Genomic DNA, 22,620 nt, shown 5'->3' with positions numbered 1-22,620 from the left:
GCGGTCCGTCAACGACCATGGAAGCGCCCCGCGTGCTGCTGCACACGGGGCGATCGAATTTCAGGCCGCGCCGACGTCGAAATGCAGCCGCTTGGCCGAGTCGATCGATTTGTGCGAGCGCACCTGCGCCAACACGTCTTCCGGGAACGGCGCATCGAGATAGAGCAACGCAATGGCATCGCCGCCCGGCCGGTTGCGGCCGAGCTGGAAATTGGCGATGTTGACGCCGTTCTCGCCGCACACCGTGCCGAGCAGGCCGATGATGCCGGGCGCGTCGGCATTGGTCGTGTAGAGCATGTGCTGACCGACCTCGGCGTCGAGATTGATGCCCTTGATCTGGATGAAGCGCGGCTTGCCGTCCGAAAAACAGGTGCCGGCGATCGAGCGCGTCCTGTGCTCGGTCTTAACCGTTAGCTTGATATAGCCGTCAAACACTCCCGACTTGTCGCGCTTGACCTCGGCGACGATGATGCCGCGCTCCTTCACCATGATCGGCGCCGACACCATGTTGACGTCGGCGACCTGCGGCCGGATCAGCCCGGCAAGAGTAGCGCTGATCAGCGCCCGCGTATTCATCGTCGCGGTCGAGCCATCGAACAGGATCTCGACCTCCTTGATCGGATCCTCGGTGACCTGTCCGACAAAGGCGCCGAGCACTTCGGCGAGCTTGACGAAAGGTTTCAGCCGCGGCGCTTCCTCGGCGGTGATCGATGGCATGTTGATGGCATTGGAAACGGCGCCCTTGATCAGATAGTCCGACATCTGCTCGGCGACCTGCAGCGCGACATTCTCCTGCGCCTCCATCGTCGAGGCCCCCAGATGCGGCGTTGCCACCACATTCTCCATGCCGAACAGTGCGTTGCTCTCCGCCGGTTCGACCTCGAACACGTCGATGCCGGCGCCGGCCACCTTGCCGCTCTTCAGCGCCGCGATCAGGTCGGCCTCGACGATCAGCCCGCCACGGGCGCAGTTGATGATACGCACGCCGGTCTTCATCTTGGCGATCGCCGCGGCGTCGATGATGTTGCGCGTCTTGTCGGTAAGCGGTGTGTGCAGCGTGATGAAGTCGGCACGGGCGAACAGCTCGTCGAGCTCGACCTTTTCGACACCGAGTTCCTCGGCGCGGCTGTCCGACAGGAACGGGTCGAAGGCGACGACGTGCATCTTCAGGCCGACGCCGCGCGTAGCGACGATCGAGCCGATATTGCCGCAACCGATGATGCCGAGCGTCTTGCCGGTGATCTCGACGCCCATGAAGCGGTTCTTTTCCCATTTGCCGGCATGGGTCGAGGCGTTGGCCTCCGGTATCTGGCGGGCCAGCGCGAAGATCATGGCGACGGCATGCTCGGCGGTGGTGATCGAATTGCCGAAAGGCGTGTTCATCACGATGATGCCCTTGCGACTCGCCGCCGGGATGTCGACATTGTCGACGCCGATGCCGGCGCGGCCCACGACCTTCAGCCTGGTCGCGGCGTTGATCAGCTTCTCCGTCACCTTTGTCGCCGAGCGGATGGCCAGCCCATCATACTGGCCGATCACTTCGAGCAGTTTTTCCTTGTCCTTGCCGAGATCCGGCAAATAGTCGACCTCGATGCCGCGATCCCTGAAGATCTGCACGGCGGTGGTGGAAAGTTTGTCTGAGACGAGAACGCGGGGCATTGGCTTGGTCCTTTGCGATTGGCGTCCCTCCCCCTTGAGGGGAGGGTCGGCGCGAAGCGCCGGGGTGGGTCATTGCGGCCGGATGCGGCCAAATCTTTTTTTCTTTCTGGATGGCGGATCGGTGAGCGGTTGGAGGCGACCCCACCCGGCCCTTTGGGCCACCCTCTCTTCGAGGGAGAGGGAGTTAGGCGGCTGCCTTCAGCGACGCCTTTTGTGCGGCAAAAGCCCAGTCGAGCCAGGGCAGCAGCGCTTCGAGATCGGAGGTCTCGACTGTCGCGCCGCACCAGATGCGCAGGCCGGGCGGTGCATCGCGGTAGGCGCCGATGTCGTAGGCAACGCCTTCCTTGTCGAGCGCCGAGACGATTGCCTTGGCGAACGCAGCCTGTCCATCGGCGTTGAGTGCAGCGACATCCGGATCGGTGAATGAAAGGCAGACCGATGTGTTCGAACGCGTCGCCGGGTCGACGGCAAGATGGCCGAGCCAGGAAGATTTCCGGACAAAGCGATCGAGAACAGCGGCGTTGGCATCCGCTCTGGTGACCAGCGCGTCGAGGCCGCCGATCGACTGCGCCCAACGCAGCGCGTCGAGATAGTCCTCGACGCACAGCATTGACGGCGTGTTGATGGTCTCGCCCTTGAAGATGCCTTCGATCAGCTTGCCGCCCGAGGTGAGACGGAAGATCTTCGGCAGTGGCCAGGCCGGTTTGTAGCTTTCCAGCCGTTCGACGGCGCGCGGGCTGAGGATCAGCATACCGTGCGCGCCTTCACCGCCCAGGACCTTCTGCCAGGAGAAGGTGACGACGTCGAGTTTCTGAAAATCGAGCTTTTGCGCAAAGGCCGCCGAAGTGGCGTCGCAGATGGTCAGGCCCTTGCGGGTGGCCGGGATGAAATCGCCGTTCGGCACGCGCACGCCCGACGTCGTGCCGTTCCAGGTGAAGACCACGTCGCGGTCGAAATCTATTTTGGTCAGGTCGGGCAGCGCGCCGTAGTCCGCCTCTAACCTGCGCACATCGGCGAGCCTCAGTTGCTTGACCACATCGGTGACCCAGCCGGAGCCGAAGCTCTCCCAGGCGACCATGTCGACGCCGCGTTCGCCGAGCAGCGACCACAACGCCATTTCGACCGCGCCGGTATCCGAGGCCGGCACGATGCCGATGCGGTAATCCGCCGGAACCTGGAGGATTTCCCGGGTCAGCTCGATCGCTTGTTCAAGCTTGGTCTTGCCGATCTTGGCGCGGTGCGAGCGCCCGAGCGCGGCATTTTTGAGCGCCTCGACCGACCAGCCGGGGCGTTTTGCACAGGGACCTGAGGAAAAATTGGGATTTGCCGGACGGAATTCGGGCTTCGTATGCGTCGTCATCGTGGTCTATCCTTCCAGATAGTGGCCCCTCGTTGGGGAGGGGTGGCCCACGGACGGCGATATGCGTTCAGGCTTTCGGCGTCAAGGGGAAAGTTTTTGTCGCTGTCGGGATACCGGCTGCCTTTGGAAAAAAAGTGCCACAACGCAAACGGCGGGCCAAAGACCCGCCATTGTTCACGCCTCAGCTTCGATCGAGCCTACCAGAGGTCGTATCGCAGTCCGACTTTGACCTGGTGATTATTGATCCCTTTGCGGATCGGATAAGAAGTCAGGCTTTCGGCCGTCACATATTCGGCGTCGGGTGCGGAGAAATACTGATACCCCACATCGACTGAGACATTCTTGGACACTTGGTAGGCAAGGCCGGCATTCAGCGTGTAGGCGAAGGAGTATTGGGTCTTGTTGTCACGCAGGACGAAATCGTCGGTGGGGTCGGCGTTGGCGGTGAAGTAGCTCGCCGACAGGCGGCGCTTGCTCTGGAGGATACCGACACCAGCGCCGAGATAAGGCGTGATTCCGACATAGGTGCCAAGGTCGACATAGCCATTGAGTATGCCTGAGAAGGCATAGTTCTTCAGGGTCGCCGATGCCACGGTCGTTCCGTTGTTATAGCCGACCTCGATCTTGTTGCCGGGCAGATAGCCGGCATTGAGATCGGCGCGCAAATAGTCGTTGAAATGGTAGCCGAAGCCAATGCTGGCGAAGATGGGATCTTCCTTTTCGTCGAAGCTCGCGGGCGTGAAGGCGAAATCCTCATCCCTGAAGCTCTTCTGCACCAGATAGGAGACATCGCCGCGCAGATACCATCCCGAGCCAACCTCGACCGGTACATAATCGGGCGCCTGGTCGACATAGACCGGCGGTTCGTAATCGGCACCAAGCGCCGGCGTCAGCGGCAACACGACGACTGCTGCTAGCGCCAGTGCTACAGGCGATTTGGATGTCATGGTCCTCGGCTCCCGAACTTGGCGCATTCGCAATCGCGCGCCGTTTCAGACAGCATTGTTAACCATAGTGGTTAAGTGCGGGTTAAGGATAACAAGGCGTTAGCAATTGATTTGATCCGCTTTCGCTTCTCAAGTTGGGCGGTGTTCCCGAGCGCCGCAGCATCTTAGGCAGCCAAAACGAAACCGCCCGGCATCAGCCGGGCGGTCGACGAATTCCTGGATTTCAGAAACAACTACTTGGTGTAGACGGGCTCGGGTTCTGGAACGTAGGGCTCCGGCGGCGCGCAGTCCGACCTGCCGAACTGGTAGCGCAGGCCGCCACGCACTTCGTGCACGTTGATGCCTTTGTCATAGCCTGGGCCGACATTGGGGAGGGAGGCATAGTCGAACATCTTACCGCCATTGATGTGGCTGAAGCGGTAGCCGACATCGAGTTTGACGCGATCGGTCAGGCAGTAGGATGCGCCCGCCATGGCAGCATAGGCAAAACGCCAGCCCTTGCCACCGCTATGATCAAATGAACCGTCGCTGTCCACGTTGTGCAGTTCATCCCACTTGACCCAGGCACCGCCGATGCCGGCGCCGACATAAGGCGTGATCCCATGCCAGGTGCCGATGTCGACATAGGCGTTGGCCAAGAGCAGCAGCGCCGAATAGGACGAGGTATCGACGGACGTGCAAGGCGTTTGCTGCGGGCCGCAGAAGCCGTTGGTCGAGCCGCGGAATTTGGACTTGCTCATCCAGTCCAAGGTGAGATCGGTGCGGAAATGCTCGTCGATCTGGTAACCAACACCGCCGCCGGCCGAGAAGGCGCCGTCCAGCTTGCCTGTATCGAACTTGCCGGGATTCTGGGGCGCTACACCGTAGGTGATGTAGTCGCCGCCACGAAACTTCGACCAGTGATAGTCGATGTCGCCACGGATATACCAGCCGCCGAATTCGGCCGGCTGCTCGTAGGCAACCGGTGGTGGCGCCTCCTCGACTACGGGCGGCTCGACGAAATCGGCGGCGAATGCCGGCCCGGCGCCGGCAAACAGCGCGGCCAGGAGGGCCATTCTTGCTGTGTTGAACATGCTTATCACTCCTGAGAACCCTCGAACGGCGAACGCGCCCGAAACGTGATTGACCTCAGTTGTGGATAATGAATCGGAAAGGTTAAAAGGCGTTTAACCGTATTGATTAACCACGAATCTCCAAAAGTCGAGCAATCTGGCGGCCGTTGCTGCAGGCGGAATTGGCGACTCAATAAAAAGCCCGCCGGCAAGGCGGGCTTTGAACCGATGTTGGAGGGAGATCAGGCGGCGCTGCGCGTTTCCGAAATGACCTCGACGATGTCGTTGACGACGGACTCGACAAGTTGTGGGTCGTCGCCTTCCGCCATGACGCGGATGAGCGGCTCCGTGCCGGATGGCCGGATGACCAGGCGCCCGGCCATGCCGAGGCGATTGCGCGCATCTTCGATCGCTGCCTTGACCGGCGCCTCCTCGAGCGGCTTGCCGCCGGAAATATGCACATTCTTCAACAGCTGCGGCACCGGCTCGAACTTCTTCGACAGTTCGCTCACCGGCCGGTTATGCCGCTTGATGCAGGCGAGCACCTGCAGCGCCGAGACAAGGCCGTCGCCGGTGGTCGAAAAGTCGGACAGCACGATGTGACCCGACTGTTCGCCGCCGACATTGAGCCCATGGGCACGCATGTGCTCGACGACATAGCGGTCGCCGACCTTGGTGCGATGCAACTGCAGGTTCATGTCGCCGAGGAAGCGTTCGAGGCCGAGATTGGACATTACCGTCGAGACGACACCGCCGCCGGCCAGCCGCCCGCTCTGGTGCCAGGACTCGGCAATCAGCGCCATGATCTGGTCGCCATCGACGATCGCGCCGTTCTCGTCGACGATGACGACGCGGTCGGCATCGCCGTCGAGCGCAATGCCGATATCGGCGCGCACTTCGTGCACCTTCTTTTGCAAGCCGGCTGGATGAGTCGAGCCGCATTCCTTGTTGATGTTGAAGCCGTTGGGCTCGACATTGATGGCAACGACCTCGGCGCCGAGTTCCCATAGCGCGTCGGGCGCCACCTTGTAGGCGGCGCCATTGGCACAATCGACGACGATGCGCAGGCCCGACAGCGACATCGAGCGCGGCAGCGTGCGCTTGGCGAATTCGATATAGCGGTCATGCACGCCGTCCACGCGTTTGGCGCGGCCGAGCCCATCGGAATCAGCGAGCGCCAATTCGATATCCTTGTCGAGCATCCCCTCGATACGCTCCTCGATCTCATCGGACAGCTTGTAGCCATCGGGGCCGAACAGCTTGATGCCGTTGTCGTAATAGGGGTTGTGCGAGGCAGAAATCATCACCCCGATATCGGCGCGCAGCGAGCGCACCAGCATGGCAACAGCGGGCGTCGGGATAGGGCCGAGCAGGAAGACATCCATGCCGGCGGCGCACAGGCCGGATACCATCGCGTTCTCGATCATGTAGCCGGAAAGCCTGGTATCCTTGCCGAGCACGACGCGGTGGCGGTGGCTGCCGCGCTGGAACGAGAGGCCGGCGGCCATGCCGACCCGCATGGCGACCTCCGCCGTCATTGGAAACTTGTTGGCTCGCCCACGAATGCCGTCCGTACCGAAATAATGTCCTGCCATGTTCGCCAGCTTCCCGATGGTTCTTTCCGAGCATCTCATGCCATAAAATGGCCCAAGCCCCGTCATCACATTGTATGATTATGGACGACCAATCCTTAGAAAATTGTTGTTTTGTGTGTTTTGCGTCACGCTAGTGTGTTGATTTTCAAGTTCCGAGCCCTTGTTGCGGCAGCAGCATCAGAAACGTCAACTCAAACTCATCTGGATCCTTTGGTCTGTGGCAGTGTGGCCTTGAACCCGAGTCCGCATCGTGCGGCTCCAGACAGCGGTAGGCTCAGGTCCTCCGCACCCGCCGATTTGACTGTCCCTCATGTGACGCAGTGGCCTCGCTGGGAACCAGCCATATGCGCGCTCTCCGTGCAATGCACCCGGACGAATTTGGCTGGGAGACGGTCCCGGCAACGAATTCATCACCTTAAAGAAAAGAATGCACCTCTAAATTTGTCTCTACGCTACTTAGCATCTGGCGCAACCAGCCGTTGAGCGCTATTGCTGCACTGGGACATATCATGAACTGCCACAGGGAGAAAACGCATGCTCATCCACCGACTTGCCACTTTGACGGGTCTTGCCGTCGCGACCTTGTTCCTGGCGGCGCCTGCCAATGCGCTGACCATGGCCGAGTGCAGCACCAAGTATAACGCGGCGAAGGATGCGGGAACGCTTGGCGGGCAGAACTGGAACCAGTTCCGCAAGGCGCAATGCGGCACCGATGCCACCGCCGCTACGACCGACACCGCCCCGGCCAAGGCCACTGACACCACCAAGGCAGCCGCCGGCGACGATGCGGCCCCGGGCCTGACGGCGAAGGAGTGCAGCACCAAGTACCAGGCGGCAAAAGCCGCCGGCACGCTGAACGGCATGAAGTGGAACGATTTCCGCAAGACCCAGTGCGCCGCCGACGCGACGGCAGCCGCACAACCCGCCGCCACGACCAAGGCTGCGGCAGCCGCCGACGACGCTGCGCCGGGCCTGACGGCCAAAGAATGCAGCACCAAATACCAGGCCGCCAAGGCTGCCGGCACCCTCAACGGCATGAAATGGAACGACTTCCGCAAGAGTGAATGCGCCGCCGGCGCAACTGCAGCGGCACAGCCTGCCGCGGCACCTGCCGAGGCGGCGACAGCCGCGGCGACCGATTCTGGCAAAGGCCTCAGCATGGCGGATTGCAGCGCCAAATATCAGGCTGCCAAGGCCGGCAACACGCTGAACGGCATGAAGTGGAACGACTTCCGCAAGAGCCAATGCGGCGCCGGCGCAGCCGACGACGACACCCTGCCGGCTCCCGATGCCAAGTATACCGGCGATCCGCAGCCGCCGACCATCACCGCCCCCCAGGGCGTGAAATTCCCGACGGCGATCTCCAAGAAGTATGCAACCGAGACCCCGGCCAAGGGCCGCATGCACACCTGCCTCGACCTCTATTACGCCAACAAGGACGCCAACACGCTGGGCGGCCTCAGGTGGATCCAGAAGGGCGGCGGCTTCTACAGCCTCTGCAACGCCAAGCTGAAGAGCTGACCGGCGCCATCATCCGACGATAGGAGCCCGCGAGCCGCAAGGTTCGCGGGCTTTTTTGTTATTACCGAACAAGTGAGAGGGCCTTCCGAGGTTGGACCAACTGTCAGGTCGCGTTCCTTCGCTGTCCGCCGCCGGAAGCAAAGAACCCGCCTCGGAGGGCGGGTCGTCGGCGCCGTTGAGCCCTTGGCGCCGGAAAGGCAGGCAATTTGCCCAGGTCGGCGCCGAGTCTCCCTCCCCTTTTTGGGGGTTAGGGATCATCGTAGGGCGAAAGCCTCGGCTTTCCACCTGCGATAGCCCTGCAAAGTGGGGAGATCGGCAGCTTTAGCGCCTCGCGAACATCAAAAGGAAACGCCGCGGTTAGAGCCCACGGCGTTTCGAAGTCGATCTGTCCTGGTCCCTAGCTTGACGGCTGGGGTTCCATGCCGCCTTCGGGCTCGGGGCCCTTCTTGCGGCGGCCGGACTTTGGTACGGCCGAGCCACGGCTCGGCGGCGTGTCGTCGCCGAGGTCGCGTGCGGGCTTATTGCCGGCGATCAGCTGCTTGATCTCCTCGCCCGACAGCGTCTCGTATTCGAGCAGGCCTTGCGCCAGCGCGATCCATTCCTTCTTTTTCTTGGTCAGGATTGACCTTGCCGTCGAATAGGCCTCGTCGATCAGCCGGCGCACTTCGGCGTCGATGATCTGCGCCGTCTCTTCTGAGATGTTCTGCGTGCGCGCCACCGAATGGCCGAGGAACACCTCCTCCTGGTTGTCGCCGTAGGCGACATGGCCGAGCTTGTCGGAGAAGCCCCAGCGCGTCACCATGGCGCGCGCCAGCTTGGTCGCCTGCTCGATATCGGAGGAGGCGCCCGAGGTGATGTTCTCCTTGCCGAACTTGAACTCCTCGGCGACACGGCCGCCCATCATGATGGCGAGGCGCGAGATCATGTATTTGTAGCTCATCGAATAGCGGTCGCCTTCCGGCAGCTGCATGACCATGCCGAGTGCCCGGCCGCGCGGAATGATGGTCGCCTTGTGCAACGGATCGGCCGACGGCACGTTGAGCGCCAGGATGGCGTGGCCGGCCTCGTGATAGGCGGTCAGCTCCTTCTCGGCCTGCGTCATCGCCGACGAGCGGCGCTCGGCGCCCATCATGATCTTGTCCTTGGCGTCCTCGAATTCGGCCATGGTGACGAGGCGCTTGTTGCGCCGCGCCGCCATCAGGGCGGACTCGTTGACCAGGTTCATCAGGTCGGCGCCGGAAAAGCCCGGCGTGCCGCGCGCGATCACCTTGAGGTCAACGTTGGGCGCCAGCGGCACGTTGCGCACATGCACCTTCAGGATCTTCTCGCGGCCGACGATGTCGGGGTTCGGCACCACCACCTGGCGATCGAAGCGGCCCGGCCTGAGCAGCGCCGGATCGAGCACGTCGGGCCGGTTGGTGGCGGCGATCAGGATGATGCTTTCGTTGGATTCGAAGCCATCCATCTCGACCAGCAGCTGGTTCAGCGTCTGCTCGCGTTCGTCATTGCCGCCGCCGAGGCCGGCACCGCGATGGCGGCCGACCGCGTCGATTTCGTCGATGAAGATGATGCAAGGCGCATTCTTCTTGGCCTGGTCGAACATGTCGCGGACGCGGCTTGCGCCGACGCCGACGAACATCTCGACAAAGTCCGAGCCCGAAATGGTGAAGAACGGCACGTTGGCTTCACCGGCGACCGAGCGGGCGAGCAGCGTCTTGCCGGTTCCGGGAGGACCGACGAGCAGCACGCCGCGCGGGATCTTGCCGCCGAGCCGCTGGAATTTCTGCGGGTCGCGCAGGAACTCGACGATCTCTTCCAGATCCTGCTTGGCTTCGTCGACGCCGGCGACGTCCTGGAAGGTGACGCGGCCATGCGCTTCGGTCAAAAGCTTGGCCTTCGACTTGCCGAAGCCCATGGCACGGCCGGAACCGGACTGCATCTGGCGCATGAAGAATATCCAGACGCCGAGGATGAGGATCATCGGCAGCCAGGAGATCAGTGTGCCGAACAGCGAATTGGAGCCGTCGGATTCAGGACGCGCATTGATAGTGACGTTCTTGTCCTGCAGACGCGAAACCAGTGACGGGTCCCCAGGCGAATAGGTCTGGAAGCCGTTGGAGCTGTCGGTGTAATTGCCGGAGATACGGGCGCCGGCGATGGTCACCGACTTGATCCTTCCCGCCGCGACTTCCTGCAGGAACTGCGAATAGGGGACATCGCTCGAGGCCCCACGCGTCTGCGGCGTCTGGAAAAGATTGAAGAGAGCGATGAGCAGGACCGCTATGATCGCCCAGAGCGCGAGGTTGCGATAATTCGGATTCATCAATTGTCCCGTTGGCGCCGCTGGGCGGACACGCGTCGTGAGAGGAAACTTGGCCCTAACATAGGGAGAGCGTCTCCCCTTGCCAAGCATAACAGCAGGTCTCGGTTAAGCTTTCGCCCGTGGTAGGCCGGCACTGTGGCCGCCGAATGGCGAGGCTGGAACCGGCGCCGCGCCAAGCAAGGCGGCAACGGCATCGGCCGGCGCCAGATCGAAGGACGGCAGGAAACGGGCGAAGGGCGCGACTGCCGGATATGCGGCGACAGCCGCCGGCATCGAGCCTTCCCCGGGCGAACCCGGGCCTTCCCCAGGCAGACCAAGGCATTCGCCATCCCGCCATAGCGCCGGCTCGGCGGCCAGGGCCGCGCGTACAAGGCTTGCCGGCGTGCCATGCCCGGCAATTGCCCGCTTTGCGGCAAGAGCCGCCCCGAGCGGTGCTACCAACAGCGGCGCGATCAACAATGCACCTGAACTGTCGCCCAATGTGATCCGTCTGCGGCCGTCCCAAAGCGCATTGTCGGAAACCTCGACAGCGGGCGGCAGATCGCGCAATTCGCGATGCAGAAAGATACCGGTACGCCGGGCATCGATCACGGTCCGCGACAATGTGGCACAAAGCGGCCCGGTGCGGAGCCGGCCGAAAAGGGCTTCGCTGCGGGCCTGGTCGGGAAGGAAGGCTGTGCCGCCGGTCGCCGCCAGCAGAATGCGCAGCGCATAAATGGCCGCCCCGCTGTCGCTTTCCGTCGCAAAATCCCGGTTGAGGCGGACTAGGCCGGCGGCTGGCCTGGAGGCCAAGCTGCGGATCAGCATGGCCGCGCGGCGTCCCAGTTGCTCACGCTCGGCCGCCACCTTTCTGGCCAGCGCTATCGCTTCAGCCACGCGTGGCGCACCATCGCCTTCGGCAAGTGCTGCGCGGACGCGCGGCCGCTCGAAAGCGGTGTCGGCATTGGTCGGATCTTCGATCCAGGCAACCTGTTCACGCCGCAGGAATTCGCGCAGTGCCTCACGCCTTACGCCGAGCAGTGGCCGCACGATCCAGTGCCGCCAGTCGTAGAGGGTTGCCGGCGCCATGCCGGCAAGACCCCGCCCTTCCTCGCGCCGCCCGTCGTCGCTTTGCCCTCCGTCACTTGGCCGCTCGTCACTTGGCCGCTCGTCACGTGCCCACTCGTCACGCGCCCACTCGTCCCGCGCCCACTCGTCCCGCGCTTGCCGCATCAGCACGGTCTCGGCCTGGTCGTCGGCGGTGTGGCCAGTCAGGATCAGGCCGATGCCTGCCGCTTCGGCGGCCTCGGCGAGCAGCCGGTATCGGGCTTCGCGCGCGGCGGCGGGCAGGCCGGTCGATGGTTTGTGCCCCGACCAAGCGAGGACGCGATGGGCAATGCCGCGCGCCGCGCACAGCCTGGCCACGGCTTGCGCTTCCGCTGCCGCTTGCGGCCGCAATCGATGATCGATCGTTACCGCCAGCAATTTCGTTGCCGGGGCGTTACGGTCGAGATGGGCTTTGAGGAGGAGGAGAAGGGCGGTCGAGTCGCTGCCGCCGGACACGGCCGCAACAGCGCCGTTGGAAAAGTCGATCCGCGAAAAATCCGAAAGGTCAGGCTCGGTGTCGAGCGTCATGCATGTCGCCCAAGCGTGGGCCCGGTTTTGCGGCAACGACACGCAACGGAAAAACTAGCACGCCGCGAGTGCCCTTTCCTGCTTGACCCGCTCCTTGAGCGCGCCGGAAATATCAGGGTAGCGCTTGCCGATCTCGCTGAAAGTGGCACAGGCCACGTCGCGCTGTTTCAGCCCGACCAGTGAAACGCCGAGCTTCAGCAGCATGTCGGGCGCCTTCTTGGCCTTGGGATAGTCCTTGCTGGCAGCGAGGAAAATCTCGGCCGCATCGCGGTATTTCTGCTGGCCGAGCAGCGATTCACCAAGCCAGTAATGCGCATCCGCCGCTTTGGCGTCCCGGGGAAAACGGGCGATGTGATCGCGGAAACCCTGTTCGGCCGTGCTGTAGTCGCCCGACAGGATGAACTGGTAAGAGTTGCGGTAAAGCTCCTCCGGGTCGTTGGTCGATGGGAGTGCCGCGACCACCGTGTCGTCGGATTTACCGGCCTTGTTGCCGGCCGCGCTGGCGCCGTTGGCTGGGGCCGTATTCTGCGACGGCGCGTTCGCCTGCGCATTGCCATCCGCTTCGACGACATTGCCGTTTTTGTCGACGGTGATGGTGCCGAACGTCTTGGGTGGCGCGCCGGGGATCAGCTTGCCGGGATCGCCGCTCGGCGATTCGATGATGACGTCCTCGACGCTTTTGCCGCCGTCTGCAGCCTTGCCCGCGTCGGCCGGGGCCTGCGTTGCCGGCGCCTCCGCCACGTTACCGTCGCGGTTGGGGCTGTCGCTGCTGGGCGCGGCCTCGGACTTCTTCTGCCCGGCCGGCTGCTGCGCGCCTTGCGGACCGCCTTCCAGCTGCTGGAAACGGAATTCGTTGTCTTCCTGCTGCTTGCGGATCTGCTCCTGCATCTGCAGGACCTGGAAATTGAGTTCCTCGATCTTGCCGTTCATCTGCCGGAGCTGTTCCTCCAGCGCCGGAGTGCCGGTGCCATCCTGTTGCGCGAATTGAACCTGATCCGGCTTTTTCCTTTCGCCGAAAATGCCGGGCAGTTTGATCGTCGGCAGATGGAAGGAAAAACCGCTTTGCGATGACTGCTCGGTGCCGTTTGCCCCGATACCGTTAGCAATTGCCGCGATACTTGATACGAGCAGCAGCGCAAGCGTGCCGCTCAAGACCGATCTGAAATGCATGTGCCTCTCGCCGTGAAACCATTGTTGCGCGCCTCTCACTCGAAGTAGACCAGCCAACTGGGGACTGGCCAGACGCTCTCGGCTCTTAACAGGACGTGAGACTTCGGCCAAATTTTGTTTGGAGCGAGCAGATACGAAAAAGGCGGCCCTGCGGCCGCCTTTCGCACCAAGTGTTGCATTTTTGCCGATCAGGAGCCGGCGCCGCTCAGTGTGGTCACGGCGCGGCGGTTCTGCGACCAGCAGGAGATGTCGTCGCAAACCGCGACCGGACGCTCCTTGCCGTAGGAAATAGTCTTCAGGCGCTGTGCCGAAACCCCTTTGGCAACCAGGAAGTCGCGGGTGGCGGCAGCACGGCGGGCGCCGAGCGCCAGATTGTATTCGCGCGTGCCGCGCTCGTCGGCATGGCCTTCGATGACGATGGCATACTGCTTGTACTGGTTCAGCCACTGCGCCTGGCGCGACAGCGTCGTCTGCGCATCGGCGCGGATCGAGGACGAATCGGTATCGAAGAAGATGCGGTCGCCGATATTGACGGTAAAGTCCTGGGCCGACCCGGGCGTTGCCGCGCCGGCGCCGTTGAGGCCGAGATCGGCGGCGCTGTTCGGCGTCTTCTTCGAGGCGCAACCGGTGATCGCGAGCATCGCGACCAGCGCGATCATGACCGGGTTTGTGGTAAGTGCTGCGATACGGCCCATGCCGCCTCTCCTTCGCAATTCGAGTGATTTCATTGATCGTCCAGTAACCACGTTTGGGTTAACCGACGCTCAAGAAACACGGTTAAAATTTGGTTTCGGCTGCCGTCCGCAGCCTTTGTTGCAGGGGCGCCCCGAGGGGTCATCCAAGGCTACACAATGAGCGCGGACCGTAGGCCGAAATGCGGCCAAAACGCGACCAACACGTGGAAAACAGGCCGGAAACGGCGCTTTTCGGCCACCGTTGCCGGCGTGCAACTGGGAGCAAAGGATGCTCGAGTTGAACATCCTTGCCCGGGACTATTCCAGCAACGGCGACCAGGCAGGATCCGAGGCGAAGTTCGCCGTCGGGATCGACTGTTCGTTGCGGCCGGTGAGATCGACCGAAACAAGTTTTGGTCCACCATTGGAATCGCGGAAGAACATCAGCACCCGGCCGTTGGGCGCCCAAGTCGGCCCCTCCTGCTGAAAACCGGTGGACAGGATGCGCTCACCCGACCCGTCGGTGCGCATGACGCCGATCTGGAATTCGCCGCCGGTCTGCTTGGTGAAGGCGATGAGATCGCCGCGCGGCGACCACACCGGCGTCGAATAGACGCCGTCGCCGAAGGAGATGCGGGTCTGGCCCGAGCCATCGGCGCCCATCACATAGATCTGCGCGCGGCCGCCGCGATCCGAGGTGAACACCACCTTGCTGCCGTCAGGCGAGTAGGACGGTGAGGTGTCGATGGCGGTCGAGTTGGTAAGCCTGGTCGTCGAGCGGCTTCTCAGGTCCATGGCGAAGATGTTGGAATTGCCGTCATCGCGCAGCAGGCTCATGATCACCTTCTGGCCGTCCGGCGAAAAGCGCGGCGCAAACGTCATGCCGGGGAAATTGCCGACCAGTTCGCGCTGCCCCGTCTCGATCTGCAGCAGGTACACCCGCGGCTGACCGCTTTCATAGGACATGTAGGTGATTTCCTGCCGGTTCGGCGAAAAGCGCGGCGTCAGCACGATCGATTTGCCGTTCGAGAGATAGCGGACGTTGGCGCCGTCCTGGTCCATGATGGCAAGCCGCTTCTTGCGCGCATTCTTGGCACCGGACTCGTCGATGAAGACAACGCGCGTGTCGAAATAGCCCTTCTCGCCGGTCAGCCGCTCGTAGATCGCATCGGCGATGATATGGGCGACGCGCCTGGTATTGGCGTCGTTGGCGAAGAACTGCTCGCCCGACATCTGCTGGCCGGCAAAGGTGTCCCACAGCCGGTACTGGGCGCGGATGCGGCCGTCAGCCTCCTTGCCGACGCTGCCGGTGACCAGCGCCTGCGCATTGATCACCTTCCAGTCTTCGAAGCGCGGCGTGGCATCCGGGCTCGAGATCTTTTCAATGAAAGCGCTTTTGTCGATCGGCGCGAACAGGCCGGAGCGTTTCAGGTCGGCACTGACGATGCCGGAAATCTCGGCGCCGAGCGCATCGCCGCCCTGGAAGTCCGTGATGGCGATCGGCAACGGCTCGACATTGCCCTTATTGACGTTGAGCTCAACGAGCGCCCGCGCCGGCAGGGTGACGGCAACGGTCATACCCAGCGCCATCGCTGCGATCGTCAGGAGCGGCTTGAGGATGGATTTCATGTCTTCTCGCTTCTTTCGCTGATTCTGTGAGCGCCGGGCCTAAAGACCGAGCATCTCCCTGGGGTCGAAAGTGACCCGAACGTCGGACCAGATGTCTTGCTTGCCCGCCGGAACCTGCAGGCCGGCCATGTCGCATTTCTGAACCGCCCGCACTGCACTTTCGTCAAACGGGCGGTTTCCGCTCGATTTTTCGACAGTAGGCCGGCCATCCAGCTTGCCGGAGGCGTCCAGGTTGAACTGGATCACAGCCACGAAATTCTCCGAACCCTCGACCCCTACCGGCAGGGTCCAGCAATTACTAAGCTGGGCCTCCAATGCCCCCTGCTCCGATTTCGAAAGCTTCTGGCCCTGATCCTTGTCGCCGCCGAGCGATGCTTGCTGGGTCGAGCGCTTGGCGCCGCCGCCGGACGGCTTCCGCTTGTCGAGCAGAGCCGAAATCTCGTCGGCGTTGAACTGCTTGTCTTCAGATTTCGGCCTGGACGAGGCTTCCTTGACCGGCTTGTCGGCATCCTTGCGCTCGGGCGCCTTGGCGCTTTCGGCCTGGGCCGGCTGCGGCTTCGGCCGAGCCTCGGGTGCTGGCGCCGAGTCCGGAAGCTGCGCCTCCTCGGTCGGCGGTTGCTTGGCAATCGCCTCGGCGACGGCATCCGGCTTGACCTCGGGCTGCGGATCGATCGCGGCAGTCTTGTCCTGCGGCGGCGTGGGCGTCGGCTCCTTCGCCGGCGTCGGCTTGGGCTCGGTCTGCTTGACCGGTTCGGGCTTGACCTCTTCCTTCGGCTGCGGCACCGGCGCCACCTCCGTAGCGGGAATAGGCTTCGGCTCTTCCTTCGGCTTCGGCACGTCCTCGGGTTTGGGCTTTTCGACCGGCGTCGGCGCTGGTGGCGGAGCCGCCGTCATGTCGACTGGCTGAGGCTTGGGCTCAGGTGTCGGCGGCTTTTCGGTGTCGACGCTATTATCGCCGACTTTCTGGGCATCGGGAACGATGTCGGGACGCTGTGTCGGCAGCGGCGCCGGCTTGTCATGCATCACAGACTTCTTGTCGCCTTGCAGGACCTGTGCCGTCGCTTCCATCGGCACGATCTCGACCGACACCGATTCCGCATCGGACGCAGGCATCGCGGGCGGCGAGGACAAGGTGAACAGCCCGAAGGCAATCGCCACCGCATGCAAGATCACCGATGTGGTGAGGCCGGTCCTCATCTTGCGTCTACTGATCCTGTTCCTGCAGTGAAACCAGGCCGATATTCTTGTAGCCGGCAGCCGAGATGCGGGCCATCACCTTCATGGCCGTGCCGTAATCCGTCGCCTTGTCACCCCTGATGAAAATGCGCTCGTCATAACCTGTCTTCGAGATCGCCTGCAGCTTGGCCACCAGTTCCTCGACCGGGATCTCGGTTTCCTGGAGGTAAATCTGACCGGCCGAGTTGATGGACACGGTTATAGGCTGCGTATCGGCGTTCATCGCCTTGGCCTGGGTATCCGGCAGGTCGATCGGCACGCCGACCGTTAGCAGCGGCGCCGCGACCATGAAGATGATCAGCAGCACCAGCATCACGTCGACCATCGGCGTGACATTGATCTCCGATATCAAGGCGTGATGGCGGCCGCGCCGCCGGTGGCCGCGCCCGCCACGTCCTCCGCCACCTGCGCTTACGGACATTCCCATGATCGTTCCTCAGGCCTTCTGCGCGACTTTTTCATCGATTTGGCGCGAGAGTATGGCGGAGAACTCATCCGCGAAACCTTCCATGCGCACCGCGATCTTGCTCGCGTCCGACGACAGCTTGTTATAGGCGATGACGGCGGGAATGGCGGCGAGCAGGCCGATGGCCGTCGCCAGCAGCGCTTCGGCGATGCCGGGCGCGACCACCGACAGGCTGGTGTTCTTCGAGGCGGCGATCGCCTGGAACGAGGTCATGATGCCGATCACGGTGCCGAACAGGCCGATGAAGGGCGCCGCCGAGCCGGTGGTGGCGAGAAACCCGAGCCGCCCTTCCAGCTTTTCCATTTCGCGGGTCAACGCCAGATCCATCGCCTTGTCGATGCGGGTCTGCAGGCCGAGCGGCGATTTCGCGCCCTTCTCGAAGCTTTTCTTCCATTCGCGCATGGCGGCGACGAAGATCGCGCTCATGCCGGTCGTCTTGCGGTCGGCGAGCGTGCGGTAAAGCTCTTCCAGCGACTGTCCCGACCAGAACACCTGCTCGAAGCGGTTGAGCGCCAGCCGCATGCGGGCATAGGCGACGAGCTTGTCGACGATGATCGCCCAGGTCCAGATCGAGGCGCAGAGCAAGCCGATCATGACCAGCTTGACCACCCAACCGGCCTGCATGAACAAGGCCCAAATCGATAAATGCGCGCCCGGGTCGGCGAGAGCGATGTTTTCCATGTTACGTCCTTAAAGATTTTCCGGGCGTGGCTGGCGGCTGGCCCATGGGCATCCCTTGTGGTCCGTTCGCGTTAAGCTTGCGGAATAACCCCAAATGCACCGTTGGCGGCCTTTTCGGGGCAAATATTGGTGAAAGGAAGGCGCTTGGATTCTCCCAATCTTAACCAATCCCTTCATGGACCGTTATGGTTAAGGATGGGTTATGACGTACAGCGCGGCGCATTGCCGCGCCCCGACGAGCCGCCCGGCGATCCTCGCCCCGATCAGGAGTTCCGGATCGTCCGCCTCTGAGCCTTATTTGCGCGTTCTGGGCACGAAGGCTGCGATCCAGTCCTTGGGAAAGCGCCGCGGCCGCCCGTTCTCGCCGACAATCGCCGCTTCGACACGCGCCTCGACCAGCACTTCGCTGCCGCGCTTCAACTGTTGCGCCATGACGATGCGGGCGCCGGAAATCTCGTCGGTGCGCGTATCGATGGTCAGGATGTCGTCCATGCGGGCCGAGCCGCGGAAGTCTATCTCCATGCGCCGCACCACCCAGACTATTTTCTCGCCATGCTTGCCATCGGCAAGCTCGGTGTGGTGGACGCCGGCCAGCCGCAGATAGTCGGAACGGCCGCGCTCGAAGAATTCGAGATAGCGCGCGTGGTAGACGACGCCGGAAAAATCGGTGTCTGCATAATAGACCCGCGCCATCAATCGATGGCCGAATTCCGTCAGCGCGCCGGAAAGCCCGGCGGACAATGCCGATTCACCGTGATCGTCCATTGCGCTGTCCTTTTGGTCCCGACGAGCATCTGTTTTGACACCACCTGTTTTGCGCATAGACCGGCGATGATCAAGGCCCGGAGGGCTGGGCCGGGGAACTGCCAGCACCAAAGCCATAAGTAGCGGAACTTAGGGCTCTTCCTGGAACAGGCTGATCTGCTGCTGCGCCAGGTCCTTCGGCGCGTCGAGGCCGAGATGCCGCCAAGCATTGGCCGCCAGCACGCGGCCGCGCGGCGTGCGCATGATGAAGCCCTGCTGGATCAGAAAGGGTTCGATGATGTCCTCGATGGCATCGCGTGGCTCGGAAAGCCCGGCAGCGATGGTCTCGATGCCGACCGGCCCGCCGCCGAAATTCCGGGCGATCATCGACAGATAACGGCGGTCGAGCGCGTCGAGGCCGAGCCCGTCAATCTCCAGCCGCGTCAGCGCCTCGTCGGCGACCTTGCGGTCGACATGACCGTCGCCGGCAACGCTGGCGAAGTCGCGCACCCGGCGCAACAGCCGGCCGGCGATGCGCGGCGTGCCGCGCGCCCGCCGAGCGATCTCCAAGGCACCGTCGTCGCCGAGCGGCATGGCAAGGATGCGGGCGCCGCGCCGCACGATCTGCTCGAGTTCCTCGACCGAGTAGAAATTGAGCCGGACCGGAATGCCGAAACGGTCGCGCAGCGGGTTGGTCAACAGGCCGAGCCGGGTGGTGGCGGCGACTAGCGTGAAGCGGGCCAGGTCGATCTTGACCGAGCGCGCCGCCGGCCCCTCGCCGATGATCAGGTCGAGCTGGAAATCCTCCATCGCCGGATAGAGGATTTCCTCGACCGCCGGGTTGAGCCGGTGGATCTCGTCGATGAACAGCACGTCGCGGTCTTCGAGATTGGTGAGCAACGCCGCCAGATCGCCGGCCTTGGCGATGACCGGACCCGAGGTCGAGCGGAAATTGACGCCGAGCTCGCGCGCCATGATCTGCGCCAGCGTCGTCTTGCCGAGACCGGGCGGGCCGACGAACAGCACATGGTCGAGTGCTTCGCTGCGGCCCTTGGCGGCCTCGATGAAGACTTTGAGATTGGCCCGCACCGCAGCCTGGCCGACGAAGTCGCCGAGCGTCTGCGGCCGCAAGGTCTGCTCGGCGTCCTCGCCGCGTCTGTCGGGAGCAATGAGGCGTGGCGAGAGGCTCATGCGAGGAGTTCCATACCGGGAATGGCCTTGGCAGCGCGCTGATCGAAGGTGACCGTGTGCGAGCAACCTAATTTTCGATTGTGTTCCGCAATCAACGCGTCGGCAAAGTCGACCTGCACTGAATTCGATCGCTCGAGCGCGATGACGATGGCATCGAAGTCTTCGAACTCCAGCGTCTTGATCTTGAGCAGCCTCTGGATTGCGGCCGATACTTGTTCCTTTGGCTGCCTGTAGCGCGAAGCCAACGACCAGCTGAATTCGACCAGCACGATCAAACTCACGAAGCCGGGCATTTCCACACTAAGGCCGCTGCCGAACGCAAGCGCCTTTGCCCGCTGCTCCGGATCATCATTGAGCACCATGCGAAGCAGAACGTTGGTATCGATGCCGATCGACGTCAAGCGGGACCCTCTTGTCCGTCATTTGATCTATCCCCGACAACATGCCGGCCGACTGCATCCCGCACAGCGGCGTCGATTTCCTCCAGCGTAGCGGGACCGCCAGGCGGATCTCCCAAGAATCCGGCGAGGTCGGCAAATCCGAGGTTGCGCGGCGTTCCGATCAGGTAACCATCCATGACCGTCCAGGCGATCGTATCGCCCGTCTTGAGCGACAAGGCGTCGCGGACGTCCTTTGGAATCGTGAGCTGTCCCTTGGAGGTCAGACTGGCATATGCGCCCATATTCTTACTCCTGGAGAAAATTCTTACCGATCACATAGTAGTTGGAATTTCACTTTCCAGCAACGTCTCACCGTGCGAGCTCCTTCAGCCCGAAGCGGATCAGCTTCGATGCGTCCGCCTCCTCACCTGCCGTCTTCAGCGCCGCTGCAACTGCATTGGCGGCGGTGTCGCGCGAATAGCCGAGATTGACCAGCGCCGAGACGGCGTCGGTGATCGGCGCCGAGGCAACGCCCTCACCGAGCTCCTGCTTCAGGCCGATGGTGCCGGAGGCGGTGCCCGCATAGGCCGGCGCTTTGTTCTTCAACTCGGTGACGATGCGCTCGGCGACCTTCTTGCCGACGCCGGGCGCGCGGCTGACCATGGCGATATCGCGCAGCGCAATCGCATTGGCGAGATCGGCCGGCGCCAGCGTCGACAGGATGGCCAGCGCCACCTTGGCGCCGACGCCCTGCACATTGTTCATCAACAGCCGGAACCACTCGCGCTCCAGCACCGACTGGAACCCATAGAGCCGCAGCATGTCCTCGCGCACATAGGTCTCGATGAACAGCACCACCGCCTCGCCCGGCTGCGGCAATGCCGCCAGCGTACGCGCCGAGCAATAGGCGACGTAGCCGACGCCATGCACGTCGACGATGCAGAAATCCTCGCCGATCTCGTCCAGCGTGCCTTTTAGCTTGCCGATCATTTGAGCTTGCCGATCATGCCGGGTGGGTTTCCGGAGAGATGATGTCGAGGTCCGGGAAGTAGCTGCGATAGCGCGCGGCATCGCGCGTCAGCAGGCGATGCCCGGCGACAACCGCATGGGCGCCGATAAAGAAATCCGGCAAGGTTCGTTCGCGAATGCCGCCGGCGCGGCGATAGCGCGAGTGCGTTACACCGGCGAGGAAGGCTGCTTCCCACGGCAGGAATTCACGCTCGATCTTGAGCATGTCGACTGCCTGGCGAAGGGCCTGCTCCGTTGCAATCAGCGGCGCGAGCTCGGACCAGACGATTGTGTTGATGACAAGCGCACCGTCGCGCCGGCATGCGGTAATTGCCGACGCCGACCACTTCCTCTCCCGTCCGGCAGGACCCCAAACGTCGACCAAGACATTTGTGTCAATCAATGTCGAGGTCTTCACGCGGGCCCCTCAGCCATTTCATATATTCGTCCGTCGTCATGCCCCCCAAATCCAGCGTACCGGCCATACGATCGAGCGTCTGGCTGAATCTGCGCGAGGCTTCCTCCTGCGACATGTTTTCGTTGACCGCAATGACACGAGCGCCGTCCTCGGTGGGAACGAACTCCACCTCCGAACCTGGGCCGATACCCAGATGATCCCGTATCTCCTTAGGGATGGTCACTTGCCCCTTAGTAGTAACGCGCATTGTAATACCTCGTCGGTATTACTTATTGTCGACCTGAGAACAAGTCAAGAACAAACTTATCCGGCCAGCGCCGCCAGCCTGTAGGCGATGCTCTGCCGGTGGTGCGCGTGACAGATGGCGATGGCCAGCGCATCGGCGGCGTCGTCGCTGTCGAAAGTTGCCTTCGGCATCAGCACCTTGACCATCATGTGGATCTGCTTCTTGTCGCCATGGCCGACTCCGATCACCGCCTTCTTGACGGCGTTTGGCGCGTATTCGGCAACGACAAGGCCGGCACGCGCCGGCACCAGCATGGCGATGCCGCGTGCCTGGCCGAGTTTGAGCGTCGCTGCGGCGTCCTTGTTGACGAAAGTTTGCTCGACCGCCGCCTCGTGCGGCATCGCGGCATGCAGGACCTCGGCGAGCCCATCATGCAATTGGCAAAGACGCATCGCCAGGGCGGCCTTGTCGTCGGACCGCACCGTGCCGGAAGCGACGAAGCGCAGCGAATTACCGAGGCTTTCGACGATGCCCCAACCGGTGCGCCTCAGCCCCGGATCGATGCCGATGATGCGAATCGCTTCCCCCATCCGCCAACTTTACCCCTGGTAGACAGCGATGCCAGCGAAATGTGAACAAACCAGAAACGAGGGGTGGCTACGTCGCGCAGGCTGTTTGAGATTCGCTCTGACGAGGCAGATGGCGTGATTTTCGAGAACCGAGGCG

General features: G+C 62.8%; 22 protein-coding genes. 1 reads left to right on the top strand and 21 read right to left on the bottom strand.

What is annotated here, in order from left to right; genetic code table 11:
* Positions 1-60: 60 nt before the first annotated feature.
* The 5 genes from serA to glmM form a co-directional block, all read right to left on the bottom strand.
* The gene (gene serA, locus NKJ12_RS04620) at positions 61-1,659 is read right to left on the bottom strand and encodes a phosphoglycerate dehydrogenase (protein ID WP_352701367.1); all 1,599 of its coding nucleotides are present in this window, start codon (positions 1,657-1,659) and stop codon (positions 61-63) included.
* 184 nt (positions 1,660-1,843) lie between these two features.
* The gene (locus NKJ12_RS04615) at positions 1,844-3,019 is read right to left on the bottom strand and encodes a phosphoserine transaminase (RefSeq protein WP_352701366.1); all 1,176 of its coding nucleotides are present in this window, start codon (positions 3,017-3,019) and stop codon (positions 1,844-1,846) included.
* A gap of 197 nt (positions 3,020-3,216) precedes the next feature.
* Complete coding sequence (locus NKJ12_RS04610; protein WP_352504959.1) at positions 3,217-3,966, bottom strand: outer membrane protein; 750 nt, start codon at positions 3,964-3,966, stop codon at positions 3,217-3,219.
* 233 nt (positions 3,967-4,199) lie between these two features.
* Positions 4,200-5,039, bottom strand: a complete 840-nt coding sequence (locus NKJ12_RS04605; protein ID WP_352504958.1) for an outer membrane protein — start codon at positions 5,037-5,039, stop codon at positions 4,200-4,202.
* A 221-nt stretch (positions 5,040-5,260) separates the two neighbouring features.
* Positions 5,261-6,613 (bottom strand): phosphoglucosamine mutase, encoded by a 1,353-nt coding sequence (glmM, locus tag NKJ12_RS04600; protein ID WP_352701365.1) that lies wholly within the window; start codon positions 6,611-6,613, stop codon positions 5,261-5,263.
* A 534-nt stretch (positions 6,614-7,147) separates the two neighbouring features.
* Here glmM and NKJ12_RS04595 point away from each other — a divergent pair.
* Positions 7,148-8,134 (top strand): hypothetical protein, encoded by a 987-nt coding sequence (locus NKJ12_RS04595; protein WP_352504957.1) that lies wholly within the window; start codon positions 7,148-7,150, stop codon positions 8,132-8,134.
* 397 nt (positions 8,135-8,531) lie between these two features.
* Here NKJ12_RS04595 and ftsH read toward each other — a convergent pair whose 3' ends face one another.
* The 16 genes from ftsH to ruvC form a co-directional block, all read right to left on the bottom strand.
* Positions 8,532-10,457 carry an ATP-dependent zinc metalloprotease FtsH gene (gene ftsH, locus NKJ12_RS04590; protein ID WP_352476109.1) on the bottom strand — a complete coding sequence of 642 codons (1,926 nt, stop codon included), beginning with the start codon at positions 10,455-10,457 and terminating at the stop codon, positions 8,532-8,534.
* 105 nt (positions 10,458-10,562) lie between these two features.
* Positions 10,563-12,071 (bottom strand): tRNA lysidine(34) synthetase TilS, encoded by a 1,509-nt coding sequence (gene tilS / locus NKJ12_RS04585; protein ID WP_352701364.1) that lies wholly within the window; start codon positions 12,069-12,071, stop codon positions 10,563-10,565.
* Between the two features lie 54 nt (positions 12,072-12,125).
* Positions 12,126-13,241 (bottom strand): tol-pal system protein YbgF, encoded by a 1,116-nt coding sequence (ybgF, locus tag NKJ12_RS04580; protein WP_352701363.1) that lies wholly within the window; start codon positions 13,239-13,241, stop codon positions 12,126-12,128.
* Positions 13,242-13,429: 188 nt separating this feature from the next.
* Positions 13,430-13,936 carry a peptidoglycan-associated lipoprotein Pal gene (gene pal, locus NKJ12_RS04575; RefSeq protein ID WP_352504953.1) on the bottom strand — a complete coding sequence of 169 codons (507 nt, stop codon included), beginning with the start codon at positions 13,934-13,936 and terminating at the stop codon, positions 13,430-13,432.
* A 297-nt stretch (positions 13,937-14,233) separates the two neighbouring features.
* Positions 14,234-15,505, bottom strand: coding sequence for a Tol-Pal system beta propeller repeat protein TolB (gene tolB / locus NKJ12_RS04570; RefSeq protein WP_502900933.1), 1,272 nt, complete (start codon positions 15,503-15,505; stop codon positions 14,234-14,236).
* A 78-nt stretch (positions 15,506-15,583) separates the two neighbouring features.
* Positions 15,584-16,741 carry a cell envelope integrity protein TolA gene (gene tolA, locus NKJ12_RS04565; RefSeq protein ID WP_352701361.1) on the bottom strand — a complete coding sequence of 386 codons (1,158 nt, stop codon included), beginning with the start codon at positions 16,739-16,741 and terminating at the stop codon, positions 15,584-15,586.
* 7 nt (positions 16,742-16,748) lie between these two features.
* Entirely contained in the window at positions 16,749-17,207 is a 459-nt protein-coding gene (gene tolR / locus NKJ12_RS04560) for a protein TolR (protein WP_352701360.1), read from the bottom strand.
* Between the two features lie 9 nt (positions 17,208-17,216).
* The gene (gene tolQ / locus NKJ12_RS04555) at positions 17,217-17,927 is read right to left on the bottom strand and encodes a protein TolQ (protein WP_352489260.1); all 711 of its coding nucleotides are present in this window, start codon (positions 17,925-17,927) and stop codon (positions 17,217-17,219) included.
* 294 nt (positions 17,928-18,221) lie between these two features.
* Positions 18,222-18,692 carry a tol-pal system-associated acyl-CoA thioesterase gene (gene ybgC / locus NKJ12_RS04550; protein WP_352701359.1) on the bottom strand — a complete coding sequence of 157 codons (471 nt, stop codon included), beginning with the start codon at positions 18,690-18,692 and terminating at the stop codon, positions 18,222-18,224.
* 129 nt (positions 18,693-18,821) lie between these two features.
* Positions 18,822-19,862, bottom strand: coding sequence for a Holliday junction branch migration DNA helicase RuvB (ruvB, locus tag NKJ12_RS04545; protein ID WP_352701357.1), 1,041 nt, complete (start codon positions 19,860-19,862; stop codon positions 18,822-18,824).
* Positions 19,859-20,263: a type II toxin-antitoxin system VapC family toxin gene (locus tag NKJ12_RS04540; RefSeq protein WP_352701356.1), complete on the bottom strand. Its 405-nt coding sequence runs from the start codon at positions 20,261-20,263 to the stop codon at positions 19,859-19,861. The genes ruvB and NKJ12_RS04540 overlap by 4 nt, the downstream gene beginning before the upstream one ends.
* Positions 20,260-20,544, bottom strand: coding sequence for an AbrB/MazE/SpoVT family DNA-binding domain-containing protein (locus tag NKJ12_RS04535; RefSeq protein WP_352476100.1), 285 nt, complete (start codon positions 20,542-20,544; stop codon positions 20,260-20,262). The genes NKJ12_RS04540 and NKJ12_RS04535 overlap by 4 nt, the downstream gene beginning before the upstream one ends.
* 67 nt (positions 20,545-20,611) lie before the next feature.
* Positions 20,612-21,232, bottom strand: coding sequence for a Holliday junction branch migration protein RuvA (gene ruvA, locus NKJ12_RS04530; protein WP_352701355.1), 621 nt, complete (start codon positions 21,230-21,232; stop codon positions 20,612-20,614).
* A 13-nt stretch (positions 21,233-21,245) separates the two neighbouring features.
* Positions 21,246-21,668, bottom strand: coding sequence for a type II toxin-antitoxin system VapC family toxin (locus tag NKJ12_RS04525; protein WP_352701354.1), 423 nt, complete (start codon positions 21,666-21,668; stop codon positions 21,246-21,248).
* Entirely contained in the window at positions 21,646-21,915 is a 270-nt protein-coding gene (locus tag NKJ12_RS04520) for an AbrB/MazE/SpoVT family DNA-binding domain-containing protein (protein ID WP_352701353.1), read from the bottom strand. Before NKJ12_RS04520 ends, NKJ12_RS04525 begins: the two co-directional genes overlap by 23 nt.
* A 56-nt stretch (positions 21,916-21,971) precedes the next feature.
* Positions 21,972-22,484, bottom strand: a complete 513-nt coding sequence (gene ruvC, locus NKJ12_RS04515; RefSeq protein WP_352701352.1) for a crossover junction endodeoxyribonuclease RuvC — start codon at positions 22,482-22,484, stop codon at positions 21,972-21,974.
* Positions 22,485-22,620 lie beyond the last annotated feature (136 nt).

The sequence above is a fragment of the Mesorhizobium sp. M0195 genome (assembly GCF_040322115.1).
In the GTDB taxonomy this organism is placed as follows: domain Bacteria; phylum Pseudomonadota; class Alphaproteobacteria; order Rhizobiales; family Rhizobiaceae; genus Mesorhizobium.
This window is presented reverse-complemented; position numbering and strand designations above follow the sequence as displayed.